9 protein-coding genes and 1 pseudogene are annotated in these 14,764 nt (G+C 71.8%); 8 read left to right on the forward strand and 2 right to left on the reverse strand.

Annotation, left to right across the window (positions count from 1 at the left end):
* Positions 1 to 347: 347 nt before the first annotated feature.
* The 4 genes and pseudogenes from JJV70_RS21995 (at position 348) to JJV70_RS22010 (ending at position 6,842) form a co-directional block, all read left to right on the forward strand.
* The gene (locus JJV70_RS21995; protein WP_219049786.1) at positions 348 to 1,190 is read left to right on the forward strand and encodes a GntR family transcriptional regulator; all 843 of its coding nucleotides are present in this window, start codon (positions 348 to 350) and stop codon (positions 1,188 to 1,190) included.
* Positions 1,187 to 1,876 carry an HAD family hydrolase gene (locus JJV70_RS22000; protein WP_219049787.1) on the forward strand — a complete coding sequence of 230 codons (690 nt, stop codon included), beginning with the start codon at positions 1,187 to 1,189 and terminating at the stop codon, positions 1,874 to 1,876. The genes JJV70_RS21995 and JJV70_RS22000 overlap by 4 nt, the downstream gene beginning before the upstream one ends.
* A gap of 1,853 nt (positions 1,877 to 3,729) precedes the next feature.
* Positions 3,730 to 3,816, forward strand: a pseudogene (locus tag JJV70_RS22005) (glutamine synthetase); the annotation flags it as partial.
* A complete protein-coding gene (locus tag JJV70_RS22010; protein ID WP_219049788.1) occupies positions 3,816 to 6,842 on the forward strand; it encodes a bifunctional [glutamine synthetase] adenylyltransferase/[glutamine synthetase]-adenylyl-L-tyrosine phosphorylase in 3,027 nt (1,008 codons plus the stop codon). The pseudogene JJV70_RS22005 and the gene JJV70_RS22010, both read left to right, overlap by 1 nt.
* 95 nt (positions 6,843 to 6,937) lie before the next feature.
* Here JJV70_RS22010 and JJV70_RS22015 read toward each other — a convergent pair whose 3' ends face one another.
* Together JJV70_RS22015 and JJV70_RS22020 are read right to left on the reverse strand one after the other, a co-directional pair.
* Entirely contained in the window at positions 6,938 to 7,885 is a 948-nt protein-coding gene (locus JJV70_RS22015) for a phosphatase PAP2 family protein (protein ID WP_219049789.1), read from the reverse strand.
* A gap of 211 nt (positions 7,886 to 8,096) precedes the next feature.
* Positions 8,097 to 9,131, reverse strand: a complete 1,035-nt coding sequence (locus JJV70_RS22020) for a LacI family DNA-binding transcriptional regulator (RefSeq protein ID WP_219049790.1) — start codon at positions 9,129 to 9,131, stop codon at positions 8,097 to 8,099.
* A 426-nt stretch (positions 9,132 to 9,557) separates the two neighbouring features.
* Here JJV70_RS22020 and JJV70_RS22025 point away from each other — a divergent pair, with 426 nt between their 5' ends.
* The 4 genes from JJV70_RS22025 to JJV70_RS22040 all read left to right on the forward strand — a co-directional run bounded on the left by JJV70_RS22025 (position 9,558) and on the right by JJV70_RS22040 (position 14,648).
* A complete protein-coding gene (locus JJV70_RS22025) occupies positions 9,558 to 10,823 on the forward strand; it encodes an extracellular solute-binding protein (protein ID WP_219049791.1) in 1,266 nt (421 codons plus the stop codon).
* A 160-nt stretch (positions 10,824 to 10,983) separates the two neighbouring features.
* A complete protein-coding gene (locus JJV70_RS22030) occupies positions 10,984 to 11,997 on the forward strand; it encodes a carbohydrate ABC transporter permease (protein WP_219049792.1) in 1,014 nt (337 codons plus the stop codon).
* A gap of 5 nt (positions 11,998 to 12,002) precedes the next feature.
* Positions 12,003 to 12,977 carry a sugar ABC transporter permease gene (locus tag JJV70_RS22035; RefSeq protein ID WP_219049793.1) on the forward strand — a complete coding sequence of 325 codons (975 nt, stop codon included), beginning with the start codon at positions 12,003 to 12,005 and terminating at the stop codon, positions 12,975 to 12,977.
* A 57-nt stretch (positions 12,978 to 13,034) separates the two neighbouring features.
* The gene (locus JJV70_RS22040) at positions 13,035 to 14,648 is read left to right on the forward strand and encodes a glycoside hydrolase family 13 protein (RefSeq protein WP_219049794.1); all 1,614 of its coding nucleotides are present in this window, start codon (positions 13,035 to 13,037) and stop codon (positions 14,646 to 14,648) included.
* Positions 14,649 to 14,764: the final 116 nt, after the last annotated feature.

Below are 14,764 nucleotides of genomic sequence, written 5' to 3' on the forward strand. Positions count from 1 at the left end.
CATCTCCGCGAAGGTCAGGCACAGCCGCACCGGCACCTCCACCCGCGTCTCACGCTCCGCCGGTTCGTCCTCACCAAACAACGACACCTGCGACCGGATCGGGAAGGCCGTCGCGCGGGCTGCAAGAGTTCCAGGCATCATGAAGACACCCCTTCATGGGTCGTGGGAGCGGCGTTCTTGCTTGGCGGCGGGCGCCGCTCCCTGCTGTATCCCTGGCTGTGACCAGGGATTTTGTCGTTAGAGCGCTCAGCGCCTTTCCGACACGACCAACGTAGAGATAGATGGCTAGCCATGTCAACCAGGTCTGCGTATTGGGCTGACATGAGTAGCCCGGCTAGCATGGCTGCATGAGCCTTGATCCGGATGACCCCCGCCCGCCGTATGTGCAGATCACGAACGCGCTACGGGCGGCGATCCGTACGAAGACGCTCGAACCAGGGGAGCGCTTGCCCTCCCAGAGCGATCTGACCAAGCGCTATGGCGTCTCGCGGGCAACCGTTCAGCGGGCACTCCGCGACTTGCAGGACGAGGGGCTACTCGTTGCGCGCCAAGGCAGCGGCGTGTTCGTGCGCAGCCGCACGGAAAGGCCGGTGGGTCTGCGAACCCACATCGAGCGGGCGTTCGAGCAGCCGCACGTGACCATCGACTTCTCGGGCTTCTCGGGCGAGACTCTCTACGCGGCCCTGCAAGAGCCCGTCGACAAAATCCGCGAGGGCCGCCTCACACCGGAAAGCATCGTCGTACGGCTGTTGCTGCCGAACATGGCGGAGACCCAAGCCGTCCCGGTGCTCTTGGAGGGCCGCATGCCCGATGCCCGGGTCAGCGACCGGGCGCGCGACATCATGCTTCACCACTCCCGGGGGATCACGCGCCTGGTTGGGGAACTGAAGTCGCTAGGACTCGTCAGAGAGGCCCGGGTAGAGGTCCGGACACATGGGATCACGCCGTCCTTCAAGCTGTACGTGCTCAACAAGGCCGACGTGTTCTTCGGCTTTTACCCGCTAGGTGCCAACACGGTGACCGTAGGCGGGGACGACGTAGAGATCATCGACGTGTTCGGCCTCGACGCGACGCTCTTCCCATTCGCGGAGACCGACAACCAGGGTTCGGCCGGCGGGCTGTTCGTAGAGCAGGCAACCAAGTGGTTCGACAGCGTGTGGGGCATGGTTGGCAAGGAGTCCACAGCATGACACCAGGGGCATTGCACCGTGCCGTCGCCGGTGTCACGCACGTGCTACTCGACTTCGACGGCCCCGTTTGCGATGTGTTCGCCGGACAACCGGCCGAAGACGTAGCCAGCGAACTGCTGAGCCTGTATGAGCGCAAGAGCGGTGCCCCCTTCCCGCTAGCTGCCCCGACCATCGCTGATCCGCTGGAGATCGTGCGCCTTGCGGGCCGAGAGGCGGACCCGCACGCCGGTGCTTTGGCTGACGCCTTGGCCCGGGCAGAGCTAAGAGCCGTTGAGACAGCGGCCTTGACCCCGGGCGTACTGGAAACGCTCGGGGCCTGCCGCGCCACGGGGAGGGCCGTCTGCATCGTCAGCAACAACAGCGCTGGCGCCGTACGTGAGTTTCTACGCGTTCACGGTATCGAGGCGGCTGTGTCAGGAGTCGTCGGTAGGCCGGACGACGTGGCGCTGATGAAGCCGGACCCCTATCCGCTTCTGCGTGCGTTGGACGCGATGGGCACAGATCCAGTCGTAGCGGTCATGATCGGAGACTCCATCTCGGATGTGCAGGCAGCCCACCGCGCAGGCACCCGCTCCGTGGGCTTCGCCAACCGTCCCCCGAAGTCGGACCTGCTGGAGTCTGCTGGCGCAAGCGCGGTCATCAGCAGTATGAGGGAGCTAGCCGCCGCGATGGTCACCGCGAGCTGACCCCGGCAGAGCGTTGGGCGGGCCGTTATGGGGGGCGGGACTTATCGCCCCCCTTACCGCACCCCTTATCGCCCCGTTGTTTGCGCTGGTCAGACGGCTTATCACCCTTATCACCCTTACCGCCCGCTCATGAGGGCGGTAAGGGTTCCTGTCGTCCCGCCGCACGACGACTTCGGGGACCACAGCAGAGCTGGCCCCGCGCGCGGTGCCATCGTCTAGCAGTTGCCCGGCGGCCCCTGCGAGGCGGTATCCAGGGGGTGTTGCGGGGCTTGTGCGGGTGGCGCCGCTAGCCGCTAGCGCGCTGGTCAGCAGCCGTTGGGGCCGCTAGTACCCCTGCTAGACCTAGCATCCCGTGCTGCTAGGTCTAGCAGGGGCGGCGCCGCCAGTTCAGCCCCGGGTTGGTGGGGGAGACGCCGAACAAGACGAGCACCCGGGGCCATGCGCCGTGGTGCTCTTCTTGATCCGGCTGCCGAACCAGGCGCACCACGACGACCCCGCCACCTGCCTGCACCCCCGACCACCCCGCTAGCGGCTCACACAGAGCTACTGGTTACTGGGTAGTGGGGCGCACCCCACTACCCAGTAGAGGGGCCTAAGGCTGCCGCTGACGGCCTTCACCGGGCCTTATCTACTGGGGACCCCACTAACCACTACCCACTAACCCGCCCGCCCCGGTTACCAACCGTGATCAGTCGAAGCGGACGCCGAGCCGCCGTCGCGCCCGCACGCCGAGTTCGCGGTGCGGGCCACGCCGGGAACCGCGGGCGTGAGGCGGAGCCACACGGGGGCCGCGCCGGTGGGGTGGGTGCGGCTCGAAGCGAGGAACTGAAAGGACGCCCTTGCGGGCGGCCTTCCCCCGGGCGCCTGACACGCCGCCGTGGAACCGGTGACGTACGCGTCCGCCGGGCCGGTGGAGCGGCGGCGCGGGCCGCAAGAGCCTGACACAGAGCTACTGGCTACTGCCTACTGGCCACCTTGCCACTAGCCAGTAAACGCCCCTCAGACGGCCACAGGGGCTCTTAAGCAGGGGGGTTGCCACTAGCCACTAGTCAGTAGCCAGTAGCCAGTAACGCCCCGTGACTCTGCCCGGGGGCGTGCGGCGAGTCGCATGGCTGCAACATCGCGGGCGCCCCCGTGTTCCAGCGCACTGCGAGAGACGACGCGGCGTGAGGGCGGCATCCCCCCTTAAGAGCCGTCGTGGCCCCGGACGGGCTCTTAGGGGAGGGCGGCAGCTGCGGAAGCCCCCCTGCTAAGAGCCTCCCCGGCTTCCAGCGCCGACGCCTTCACCGCGAGTCGGCCCCCGCACCGGCAACTCGCAGCGGGGTGTGACGCCGGGCGTGACGGGGGCCGTCACACAGGTCAGCGCCCTTGCCCGTTCCCACCTCGTTCGCCAGCACCGGCCCCCGGCACGGGGAACAGGCCACCACCCGCACGGCCAGTGGCCTCTTCCCCGCGTGCCGACGCACCCGTAGACGCGCACGGCACGGCCCCGGGACGGCGGAAGGCGACGGATAGGCGCCCGCCCGAAGGGCGGTCCCCCGTATTCGTCCGTCCGGGGCCGACGACCCCGGGGCGGCGGCAAAGCCGCGTTCCTCCCGCGATCGGCGCCTTTGCTGACCCGGGCTGCTACCCGCTAACGCGCTGGTCAACGCCGAAGCTGGCCGCTAGCACCCCTGCTAACGTTAGCGGGCGGCCCTGCTAGCGGTAGCACCGTCAGCGGGCGTTTGCTGGGCCGTCCAGGGGCCGTGCGAAGGTGACCGACAACGACCAACGACGGTCGTCAACGTAGGCGCAAACGCAGCTCAGGGAAGGGTCTATCAATGATGCCGCTGGTGACGCAAAGCGCGAATGTCTTTCTGCGCAACAAGCGCCAGGAGTGGGAGGAGTACCGCTCCGAGGTCACCGCGTTCGAACTCCGCAAGTCGCTGCCCGTCCTGTGATGGCGGCGCACCCCCCGCTCCCCGACCAGCCCGCCGCCTCCGGGGGCCGCCGCCGCAGCACGTTCGGCCAGTTGCTGCGGCACGGCTTCACCGACCCGGCCGCCGCCGCGCGGCTGCTGTCCGCGCCGGAGCTGGCCGCGCACCGCGACAGCGCCCTGCTGCTCGACGCGCTGGGCGCCACCGCCGACCCGGACCAGGCGCTGCGCGGCCTGTTGCGGCTGCTGGAGGCCCAGCCGGACGGCGAGGCCCCGGCGCTGCTGGACACGCTGCTGTCCGCCAAGCCGCTGCGCGACCGCCTGCTGGGCGTGCTCGGCGCGTCCCAGGCACTGGCCGACCACCTCGCGGGCCACCCCGCGGACTGGCGCTGCCTGCACGCCTGGGAAGCCACCGACCTGCACCCCGGTGTGGCGGAGTTCCAGGCCGCGCTCGCCGGCGCCGACACCCCTGACGCCCTGCGCGTCGCCTACCGCCGCGCCCTGCTGACGATCGCCGCGCGCGACGTGTGCGGCACTACCGATGTCGCCCAGGCCGCCGCCGAGCTGGCCGACCTGGCGACCGCCACCCTGCGCGCCGCCCTGGCCATCGCGTGCGCTCAGGCCCCCGAGGACGCCGCGCTGTGCCGTCTGGCGGTCATCGGCATGGGCAAGTGCGGCGGCCGGGAGCTGAACTACGTCTCCGACGTGGACGTCATCTTCGTCGCCGAACCCGCCGACCCGTCCGGGGGCGGGGACGAGACGAAGGCGCTCCAGGCGGCCACCCGGCTGGCCGCGCACCTGGTGCGGGTGTGCTCCGACACCACCGCCGAGGGCACCATCTGGCCCGTGGACGCCAACCTGCGCCCCGAGGGCCGCAACGGTCCGCTGGTGCGCACGCTCGCCAGTCACCTGGCCTACTACCAGCGCTGGGCCAAGACGTGGGAGTTCCAGGCGCTGCTGAAAGCCCGGCCGGTCGCGGGCGACGCCGAGCTGGGCGCCGCGTACTGCGCCGCCGTCGCCCCGCTGGTGTGGCAGGCGGCCGAGCGGGAGAACTTCGTCACCGACGTGCAGCAGATGCGCCGCCGGGTCGTCGCGGGCATCCCGGCCGCGCACGTCGAACGCGAGCTGAAGCTCGGCCCGGGCGGCCTGCGCGACGTGGAGTTCGCGGTGCAGCTGCTCCAGCTCGTGCACGGCCGCAGCGACGAGACCCTGCGCAGCGCCACCACGCTGCGAGCGCTGGACGCGCTCGCCGCCGGAGGCTACGTCGGCCGCCGGGACGCCGGTGACCTGGACGCCGCCTACCGCTTCCTGCGCACCGTCGAGCACCACATCCAGCTCCAGCGCATGCGCCGCACGCACCTGATGCCCGAGGACGAGGCCGACCAGCGCCGCCTGGGCCGGGTCCTGGGCTTTCGTACCGAGCCCGTCAGCGAGCTGAATAAGGCGTGGAAGCGGCACGCGGCGGCGGTGCGGCGGCTGCACGAGAAGCTGTTCTACCGCCCGCTGCTGGACGCCGTCGCCCAGCTCGCGCCCGGCGAGACCCGGCTGTCGGCCACCGCCGCCCGGCAGCGCCTGGAGGCCCTGGGCTACGCCGACCCGGCCGGTGCGCTGCGGCACCTGGAGGCGCTGTCGTCCGGGGTGAGCCGCAAGTCCGCGATCCAGCGCACGCTGCTGCCGGTGCTGCTCGGCTGGTTCGCCGACTCCGCCGACCCCGACGCCGGGCTGCTCGGCTTCCGTCAGGTCTCCGACGCGCTGGGCAAGACGCCCTGGTACCTGCGGCTGCTGCGCGACGAGGGCGCCGCCGCGGAGAACCTGGCCCGCGTGCTGTCGGCCGGACGCCTGGCGCCCGATCTGCTGCTGCGTGCCCCCGAGGCCGTCGCCCTGCTGGGCAACGCCGAACAGCTCGCGCCGCGCAGCCGGGACGCGCTCACCCAGGAAGTGCTGGCCGCCGTGGGCCGGGCCGACGACGCCGAACAGGCCGTCGCCGCCGCGCGCGGGGTGCGGCGGCGCGAGCTGTTCCGCACCGCGGCCGCCGACATCATCGCCGCCTACGGCACCGAGGAGTCGCCCGTCCCCGACGACCCCGGCCCCGCCGTGGACCGGGTGGGCCAGGCCGTCTCCGACCTCAACGCCGCCACCCTCGCCGGGGCCCTGCGCGCGGCGACCCGCGCGCGCTGGGGCGAGGAGCTGCCCACCCGGTTCGCCGTCATCGGCATGGGCCGCTTCGGCGGGCTGGAGCAGGGCTACGGCTCCGACGCGGACGTGCTGTTCGTGCACGAGCCGCGCGCGGGCGTCAGCGAGCGGGAGGCATCCGAGGCCGCGTTCGCCGTCGCCAACGAGATGCGGCGCCTGCTCCAGCTGCCGACGACCGATCCGCCGCTGCTCATCGACGCCGACCTGCGCCCCGAGGGCAAGTCCGGCCCGCTGGTGCGCAGCCTGGCGTCCTACGAGGCGTACTACCGGCGCTGGTCGCTGGTGTGGGAGAGCCAGGCGCTGCTGCGCGCCGAGCCGGTCGCCGGGGACGCCGGGCTGGGGGCCCGCTTTCTCGCGCTGATCGACCCGCTGCGCTATCCCGAGGGCGGTCTCGGCGCGGACGCGGTGCGCGAGATCCGCCGGCTGAAGGCGCGCATGGAGTCCGAGCGGCTGCCGCGCGGCGCCGACCCGACGCTGCACGCCAAGCTCGGCCGGGGCGGGCTGTCCGACGTCGAGTGGACGGTGCAGCTGCTCCAGCTGCGGCACGCGGCGGCCGAGCCCGCGCTGCGCACGACCCGGACCCGCACCGCGCTGGCCGCCGCCCGCGCGGCCGGACTGCTCGCCGAGGACGACGCCGACGTGCTGGACCACGCGTGGGTGCTGGCCACGCGGGTGCGCAACGCGGTGATGCTGGTGCGCGGGCGGCCGGGTGACACGTTCCCCTCCGCACCGCGCGAGCTGGCGGCGGTGGCGCGCTACCTGGGGTACGAGCCGGGCCACGCCGGTGAGCTGCTGGAGGACTACCGCCGCACGACGCGCCGGGCGCGGAGCGTGGTGGAACGCCTGTTCTACGAGTAGCGGGCGGCGGGGTGCCCCGCCCCTCCCCGGAACGGGAGGTTCCACCCAGGGGCCAGGGGCCAGGGGCCAGGGGGCCGGGGGCCGGGGGCCGGGGGCTATCCGGCCCGCCCGGAGGACCGCACCGGCTCCTGCGCGCCCGGGGCGGAGCCGTGCGCGGCCGGAGCCGGGGCCGCCGCCGGGGCCGGGGTCGTCTCCGCCGCCGGGGCCGGGTCCCGAGTGACGGCCACGGGCAGCCGGTGCGGCAGGGCGCCGTACCACCACGTCACGAGCCCGAAACCGAACGCCAGGCACAGCAAGCCCCCCACGGCGTCCAGCCAGAAGTGGTTGGCGGTGGCGACGATGACCACGAGCGTCAGCACCGGGTACACAGCGCCCAGCAGCTTCACCCACAGCGGCCGGGCCAGCAGCACCAGCAGCACCCCGCACCAGGTGGACCAGCCGATGTGCATGGACGGCATCGCGGCGTACTGGTTGGAGACGTTGGCCATGTCGCCGGACGCCATGCTGCCCCACGTGCCGTGGACGACCACGGTGTCGATGAAGTCACCGCCGGTCATCAGGCGGGGTGGGGCGAGGGGGTACAGGTAGTAGCCGAGCAGCGCGACGCCGGTGGTGGCGAACAGCGCGGTACGGGCGGCGGCGTACCGGCCGGGTTGCCAGCGGTAGAGCCACACGAGCACGCCGATGGTGACCACGAAGTGGAGCGTGGCGTAGTAGTAGTTCATCGACACGATGAGCCACGTCACGCTGTTGACGGAGTGGTTCACCGCGTGTTCGAAGCCGAGGCCGATCGAGCGTTCGAGGTCCCAGATCCAGTGGGCGTGGCGCATCGCGACGGCCTCGTGTTCGGGGACCGCGTTGCGGATCAGGGAGTACACCAGGTAGCTGACGCCGATCAGCGCGAGCTCGAACCAGATCACCGGCCGCCGGACGGGTCGCCGGGCGGCGAGCCCGGGGCGCGGTGAATCCGTGTCCTCCGCCTGTATCGGCGTCCCCGTGGCCACCCGGTCGTCACCTTCGCGTCGCGTTGTCGGTACCCCCATGACGGGTCAGTCTGCCAGACGCCCCCTTCCCTCCGATCATCCTCCCGGGGGGTTCTGCCCGCACTCGGTCCTCCCTGCGGGGTAGGGGGTGGGGGCGGCCCGGGGTCACGCGGAGGCCAGTGCGTGCGGTGCGCAGGTGGTGCCCCGCGCCGTGCCGGGGCACCCCCGGCTGCTCCTCCCGGTGTCCGGGTCCGCCTTCCGGAACCCGGGCTCAGGCGCGCCCGTGAGCACTGCCGGGGGCGGCGGCTGTGGAGCCGCGGACCACCAGCTCGGGCAGGAAGACGAACTCGCTGGGCGGGGCGGGGGTGCCGCCGATCTCCTCCAGCAGGGCCCGCACGGCCGCCTGCCCCATCGCCGTCACCGGCTGCCGGATCGTGGTGAGCGGCGGGTCGGTGAAGGCTATGAGCGGCGAGTCGTCGAAACCGATGACCGAGACGTCGCCGGGTACGTGCAGGCCGTGCTGGCGGGCCGCGCGGATCGCGCCGAGCGCCATCATGTCGCTGGCGCACACCACGGCGGTGCAGCCCCTCTCCAGCAGGGCGGACGCCGCCGCCTGACCGCCTTCCAGGGTGTACAGCGAGTGCTGTACGAACTCCTCGGCGTCCGCGCCGCGCAGCCCCAGGTGCTCGGCCAGCGACTCCCGGAAGCCCTCGATCTTGCGCCGTACCGGCACGAACCGCGCGGGCCCGAGCGCGAGCCCGATCCGCTGGTGCCCCAGCGACACCAGGTGCGTGACCGCCAGCCGCGTCGCGGCCCGGTCGTCCGCCGAGACGAACGCCGCCCGCACGTGGGGCGAGAACCCGCCCACGAGTACGTGCGGCACGCCCTGACCGCGCAGCTTCTCGTACCGCCGCATGTCGGCGGTGGTGTCGGCGTGCAGCCCGGAGACGTAGATGATGCCCGCGACGCCGCGCTCCACCAGCATCTCGGTCAGCTCGTCCTCGGTGGAGCCGCCCGGCGTCTGCGTGGCCAGCACCGGCGTGTACCCCTGCCGCGTCAGCGCCTGCGCGATGACCTGCGCGAAGGCGGGGAAGATGGGGTTCTCCAGCTCCGGTGTGATCAGCCCCACCAGGCCCGCGCTGCGCTGCCGCAGCCGGGCGGGCCGCTCGTACCCCAGCAGGTCGAGCGCGGTCAGGACGGATTCGCGGGTGGCCCCGGCGACGCCCGGCTTGCCGTTCAGCACCCGGCTGACCGTCGCCTCGCTGACCCCCGCCTGGGCTGCGATGTCAGCTAGCCGTGCGGTCACGGAAAAGGACTGTACCGCCACACCCCCCACCTGCCTACATCGCCCAACTCCTCCCGACGGCTCACTCTTCGGAGCCGGGTGCGCGGCATCAGCGGGGTGCGCGGTGGGCCGAGGCGTGCGGGACGCGGTGGGCCGACGACGTGCGGCGCGCGACCGCGCCGGGGAGGCGGACGGCCCGGGCCGTGCCGGGCACCGTCGTCGCCCCGCCCCGGGGTCACCGGGTGGTGCCGGGCGAGGCATGGACGCGCTGCAAGATCTTGCGGAAGATGCCGCAAAGTCGGTTGCAGAAATTTGCCGCAAGGTCTTTCGCGGATGTTCCGGCGCTGTTACGTTCCTGGTCAGCCCGGCGCCGCTGGAAGCGCGGCCCCAGCGGGAGAGGTCAGGGTTCCCGCGTACATCGGGCATATCACCGTGGAGGACTGGAACATGCGGCGTGGGATAGGCGCCACCGCTCTGGTGGCAGCGCTCGCTCTTGCGGCAACGGCTTGCGGCGGTGACGGCGAGGAGAAGGGCGGCTCCGCCTCCGGCGAGCTGTCCGGCACCGTCACCTTCTGGGACACCTCGAACGACGCTGAGAAGGCTACCTTCCAGAAGATCGCCGAGGACTTCGAGAAGAAGCACCCCGAGGTGGACGTGAAGTACGTCAACATCGGCTTCGACAACGCCCAGAACAAGTTCAAGAACGCCGCCAACGCGGGCGAGGCACCCGAGGTCATGCGCACCGAGGTCGCCTGGGTCTCCGACTTCGCCAGCCTCCAGCTCATCGAACCGCTGGACGACGTCGCCGAGAACCAGGACGACTACCTGCCGCAGGCGTGGGGCAGCACCCAGTACGACGGTGCGACCTACGCCCTGCCGCAGGTCATCGACACCCTCGCGCTGTTCTACAACAAGCGTCTGCTGGACGAGGCCGGGGTGGAGGTGCCGTCGTCGGTCGAGGAGCTCAAGGGCTCGGCCGACGCCCTCAAGGAGACCGGCGCCGACCCGTTCTACCTGCGCGGAGACGACGCCTACTGGTTCCTGCCCTACCTCTACGGCGAGGGCGGCGACCTGGTGGACGCCGAGGCCGAGAAGATCACCGTGGACGACGCCGCCGGGGTCCGCGCCTTCGAGACGATCAAGGACCTGCTCGACTCCGGCGTCGCCACCACCGACACCACCGACGGCTACGCCCAGCAGCAGCAGGCGTTCAACAACGGTGACGCGGCCATGATCGTGGACGGGCCGTGGGCCATCGCGGGCACCCTGGCCGGCCAGGAGTTCAAGGACGACCCGGAGAACCTGGGCGTCGCCCCGGTGCTGGCGGGCAGCAAGGCCCAGGGCGCGCCGCAGGGCGGCTGGAACCTGTCGGTCTACGCGGGCACGGCGCCGGAGAACATGGACGCCGCCAAGGCGTTCGCCCAGTACATGTCCTCGCCCGAGGTGCAGCAGCGCACTACCGAGGAGCTGAGCTTGCTGCCGACCCGCACCTCGGTCTACGACGAGCCGTCGGTCCAGGACAACCAGATGGTGCAGTTCTTCAAGCCAGCCGTGGACAAGGCCGTGCAGCGCGCCTGGATTCCGCAGGCCGCCGGGTTCTTCGACCCGCTGAAGGAGCAGCTGGCCCGCGTCGTCAAGGACGCCGCGAGCCCCAAGGAGGCCGCCGAGTCCACCGGCGCGGCCTACCGCGAGCTGCTGCCGGAGTGGAAGTAACCGCACCGGCCCCGGGCCACGTTCGCCGGGCACCACGGCGCCACAGCACCACGGCACGGCGGTCACGGCGCACAGGGCGGGCACCGGGCCCGCGGCGCCCACGACGGACACCGCCAACCCGGCGCACCCGGTGGAGACAAGGAAAGGCTGACTGACGGACATGGCTGTCGAAACCGGCCGGCCGGCGAAGGTGGCCGCGAGCGGTGAGCACCCCGCCCGCGGCCGCCGACGCGGGCCCGGCGCCCCGCGCCCCGGACGCCTGCGGCGCGCCCTGCACACGCACTGGTACGCGTGGACGATGATCACCCCGGTGGTGCTCGTCATCGGCGTCATCATCGGCTTCCCGCTGCTGCGCGGCCTCTACCTGTCGCTGACGGACGCCGACGAGGGCAACATCGGCCGCACCATCGGCGCCCGCACGCTGGAGCCGACCTACGAGTTCATCGGCCTGGACAACTACGCCGAGGTGCTCACCGGCGACGTCTTCTGGGGGCGGCTGGGCTGGACAGCGGTGTGGACCGTGGCATGCGTCAGCGTCACCTTCCTCATCGGGCTCACCCTGGCCAACATGCTCAACCGCACGCTGCGCGGGCGGGCCCTGTACCGCATCGCGCTGATCCTGCCCTGGGGCATCCCGGCGTTCGTCTCCGTCTTCGCCTGGCGGCTGCTGTTCGCCGGGGACGGCCTGTTCAACGCGGTGCTCACCGGCGGCGGCGTCGCGGGCATCGACTGGCTTGAGCACCCGACCTGGGCCAAGGTCGCCGTCATCGCCGTCAACGTCTGGCTCGGCGTGCCGTTCATGCTCGTCGCCACCCTGGGCGCGCTCCAGTCCGTACCGGGCGAGCTGTACGAGGCGGCCGAGATGGACGGGGCCGGGCCCTGGCAGCGGTTCACCCACATCACCATGCCCAGCATCCGCGCCGTCAGCTCCACCGTGATCCTGCTGAGCACCATCTGGACGTTCAACATGTTCCCGGTGATCTTCCTGCTCACCGGAGGCGGGCCCTACGGCTCCTCGGAGATCCTCGTCACCGAGGCGTTCAACCTCGCCTTTGTCCGCAGCCCCCGCGAGTTCGGGCTCTCCGCCACCTGGGGCGTGCTCATCCTGCTCCTCCTGGTCGTCTTCGCGGTGTTCTACCGCCGTCTGCTGCGCAAGCAGGGAGAGGTGTGGTGACGGACATGCCGAACCACGCAGTACAGCAGCCGCCGACGGCCGGAGCACGGAAAGCGGACGCCCGCACCGGCACCCACGGCCTCCCCGCCACCCCGGCCAGGGCCGTCGCCGTGCCGCCGCCCGGCACCCCCGCGACCGGACGCCGGGTGCGCCGCCGGGGGGAGCGCGGGCCGCTGGCCTCCTTCGGCCTGCACCTGGGCCTGCTGGTGGCCACCCTCATCGCCGTCTGCCCGCCGCTGTGGCTGGTGGTGACCTCCTTCAAGCCCAAACACGAGGCGTTCACCCTCGACCTGGTGAAGGACTTCACCCTCGACAACTACACCCACGTGCTCAGCGGCACCGAGTTCCTCACCTGGTTCGGCAACTCGGTGTTCGTCGTCATCCTCACCGTCGCCCTGGGCGTCTTCATCTCCTCCACCACCGGCTACGCGCTCAGCCGCTTCCGCTTCCCCGGCATGCGACCGCTGCTGTGGACGCTGCTGGTCACGCAGATGTTCCCCATGGCGGTGCTGATCGTGCCGCTGTACAACCTGCTGTCCAAGGCCGGGCTGCTGAACCAGCCCGTCGGCCTGGTGATCACCTACCTCACCATCGCGGTACCGTTCTGCGCCTGGATGATGAAGGGGTTCTTCGACACCATCCCGGTCTCCATCGACGAGTCCGGGCGGGTGGACGGCCTCACCCCGTTCGGCACGTTCTGGCGGCTGATCATGCCGCTGGCCAAGCCGGGGCTGGCCGTCACCGGGTTCTACAGCTTCGTCACCGCCTGGGCCGAGGTCGCCTACGCCACCGCGTTCATGACCGGCGAGGACAAACTCACCCTCGCGGGCGGCCTGCAAACCTTCGTCAACCAGTACACCCAGGACTGGGGCTCCATGACGGCCGCCGCCGTGCTCATCGCGGTGCCCGCCGCCCTCGTCTTCGGGTTCGCCCAGCGTTACCTGATCTCCGGCATGACCACCGGAGCCGTCAAGTCCTGAGCGGGTAGCCGCACCTCGCTGCGGGTACCCCCTCGACCACTACACACCAGGGATGACATGACCCAGCACCTCGCCGCATCCGCGACCGGCGCAGCCGCCACGAGCGACCGTCCCGGCTGGTGGCGCGACGCCGTCATCTACCAGGTCTACCCGCGCTCCTTCGCCGACGGCAACGGGGACGGCATGGGGGACCTCCCCGGCATCCGCCGCCGGCTGCCCTACCTGGCGGAACTCGGCGTGGACGCCGTCTGGCTGAGCCCCTTCTACGCCTCGCCACAGGCCGACGCCGGATACGACGTCTCCGACTACCGGGCCATCGACCCCATGTTCGGCACCCTGCACGACGCCGACGCCCTCATCCGCGACGCCCACACGCTCGGCCTGCGCATCATCGTGGACCTCGTGCCCAACCACTCCTCCGACCAGCACGAGTGGTTCCAGCGCGCGTTGCGCGAGGGACCCGGCTCGCCGCTGCGCGACCGCTACCACTTCCGCCCCGGCAAGGGCGAGCGCGGCGAGGAGCCGCCCAACGACTGGGAGTCGATCTTCGGCGGCCCCGCCTGGACGCGGACGAAGAACCCCGACGGCACCCCGGGAGACTGGTACCTGCACCTGTTCGCCCCCGAACAGCCCGACTTCAACTGGGACCACCCGGCCGTCCACGACGAGTTCCGCTCCGTGCTGCGCTTCTGGCTCGACATGGGTGTCGATGGCTTCCGCATCGACGTCGCGCACGGCATGGTCAAGGCGCCGGGCCTGCCCGACATGGGCCACGGCGAACAGCTCAAACTGCTCGGCAACCAGGTGCTGCCGTTCTTCGACCAGGACGGCGTGCACGAGATCTATCGCTCCTGGCGGCGCATCCTGGAGGAGTACGGCGGCGAGCGCATCGGCGTCGCCGAAGCCTGGACCCCCAGCGCCGACCGCACCGCGCTCTACCTGCGCCCCGACGAACTGCACCAGGCGTTCAACTTCCACTACCTCAACACCGGCTGGGACGCGGCCGCGCTGCGCGCCGTCATCGACACCTCGCTGGACTCCCTGCGCCCCGTGGGCGCCGCGACCACGTGGGTGCTGTCCAATCACGACGTCGTACGCCACCTCACCCGCCTCGGCGGCGAACCGGGCCGCGCCCGCGCCGCGAGCCTGCTGATGCTCGCGCTGCCCGGCTCGGCGTACGTCTACCAGGGCGAGGAACTGGGCCTGCCCGAGGTCACCGAACTGCCCGACGAGGTGCGCCAGGACCCCTCGTTCTTCAAGTCCACCGGCCAGGACGGCCTGCGCGACGGCTGCCGGGTGCCGATCCCGTGGACGCGCACCGGCGCCTCGTACGGCTTCGGCGAGGGCGGCAGCTGGCTGCCCCAGCCGCCCCACTGGGCCGAGTTGAGTGTCGAGGCACAGACCGGCGCCCCCGGCTCCACCCTGGAGCTGTACCGCACCGCCCTGCGCCTGCGCCGCGAACACCCGGACCTGGGCGCCGGGGACGCGGTGGAGTGGCTGGACGCGCCCGCCGGTGTGCTGGCGTTCCGGCGCGGCGCGTTCGTGTGCACCGCCAACACCACGCCCCGGCCGGTGGCCCTGGGCTCGGACTTCGGCCGGGTGCTGCTGGCCAGCGGCCCCTACGACGGCGGCGAGCTGCCCGGCGACACCACGGTGTGGTGGTCGGCGTGAGCGTCACCGAGCCGGGCCCGCCGCCTGCCCAGGCCCCGGGCGCGGCTGGCGGGGCCGCGCCCGGCGCGGATGCGGCGCCCGCCGTCGCGTCCGGGGCGGCGCCCGGGGCCGGGGCG

The organism is Streptomyces sp. JJ66 (assembly GCF_019303495.1).
GTDB lineage: Bacteria > Actinomycetota > Actinomycetes > Streptomycetales > Streptomycetaceae > Streptomyces.

Bases quoted from the DNA above. Each gene is read 5' to 3' on its own strand.
- JJV70_RS21995 (WP_219049786.1), top strand. From the start codon at position 348: ATGAGCCTTGATCCGGATGACCCCCGCCCGCCGTATGTGCAGATCACG.
- JJV70_RS22000 (WP_219049787.1), top strand. From the start codon at position 1,187: ATGACACCAGGGGCATTGCACCGTGCCGTCGCCGGTGTCACGCACGTG.
- JJV70_RS22010 (WP_219049788.1), top strand. From the start codon at position 3,816: ATGGCGGCGCACCCCCCGCTCCCCGACCAGCCCGCCGCCTCCGGGGGC.
- JJV70_RS22015 (WP_219049789.1), bottom strand. From the start codon at position 7,885: ATGGGGGTACCGACAACGCGACGCGAAGGTGACGACCGGGTGGCCACG.
- JJV70_RS22025 (WP_219049791.1), top strand. From the start codon at position 9,558: ATGCGGCGTGGGATAGGCGCCACCGCTCTGGTGGCAGCGCTCGCTCTT.
- JJV70_RS22030 (WP_219049792.1), top strand. From the start codon at position 10,984: ATGGCTGTCGAAACCGGCCGGCCGGCGAAGGTGGCCGCGAGCGGTGAG.
- JJV70_RS22035 (WP_219049793.1), top strand. From the start codon at position 12,003: ATGCCGAACCACGCAGTACAGCAGCCGCCGACGGCCGGAGCACGGAAA.
- JJV70_RS22040 (WP_219049794.1), top strand. From the start codon at position 13,035: ATGACCCAGCACCTCGCCGCATCCGCGACCGGCGCAGCCGCCACGAGC.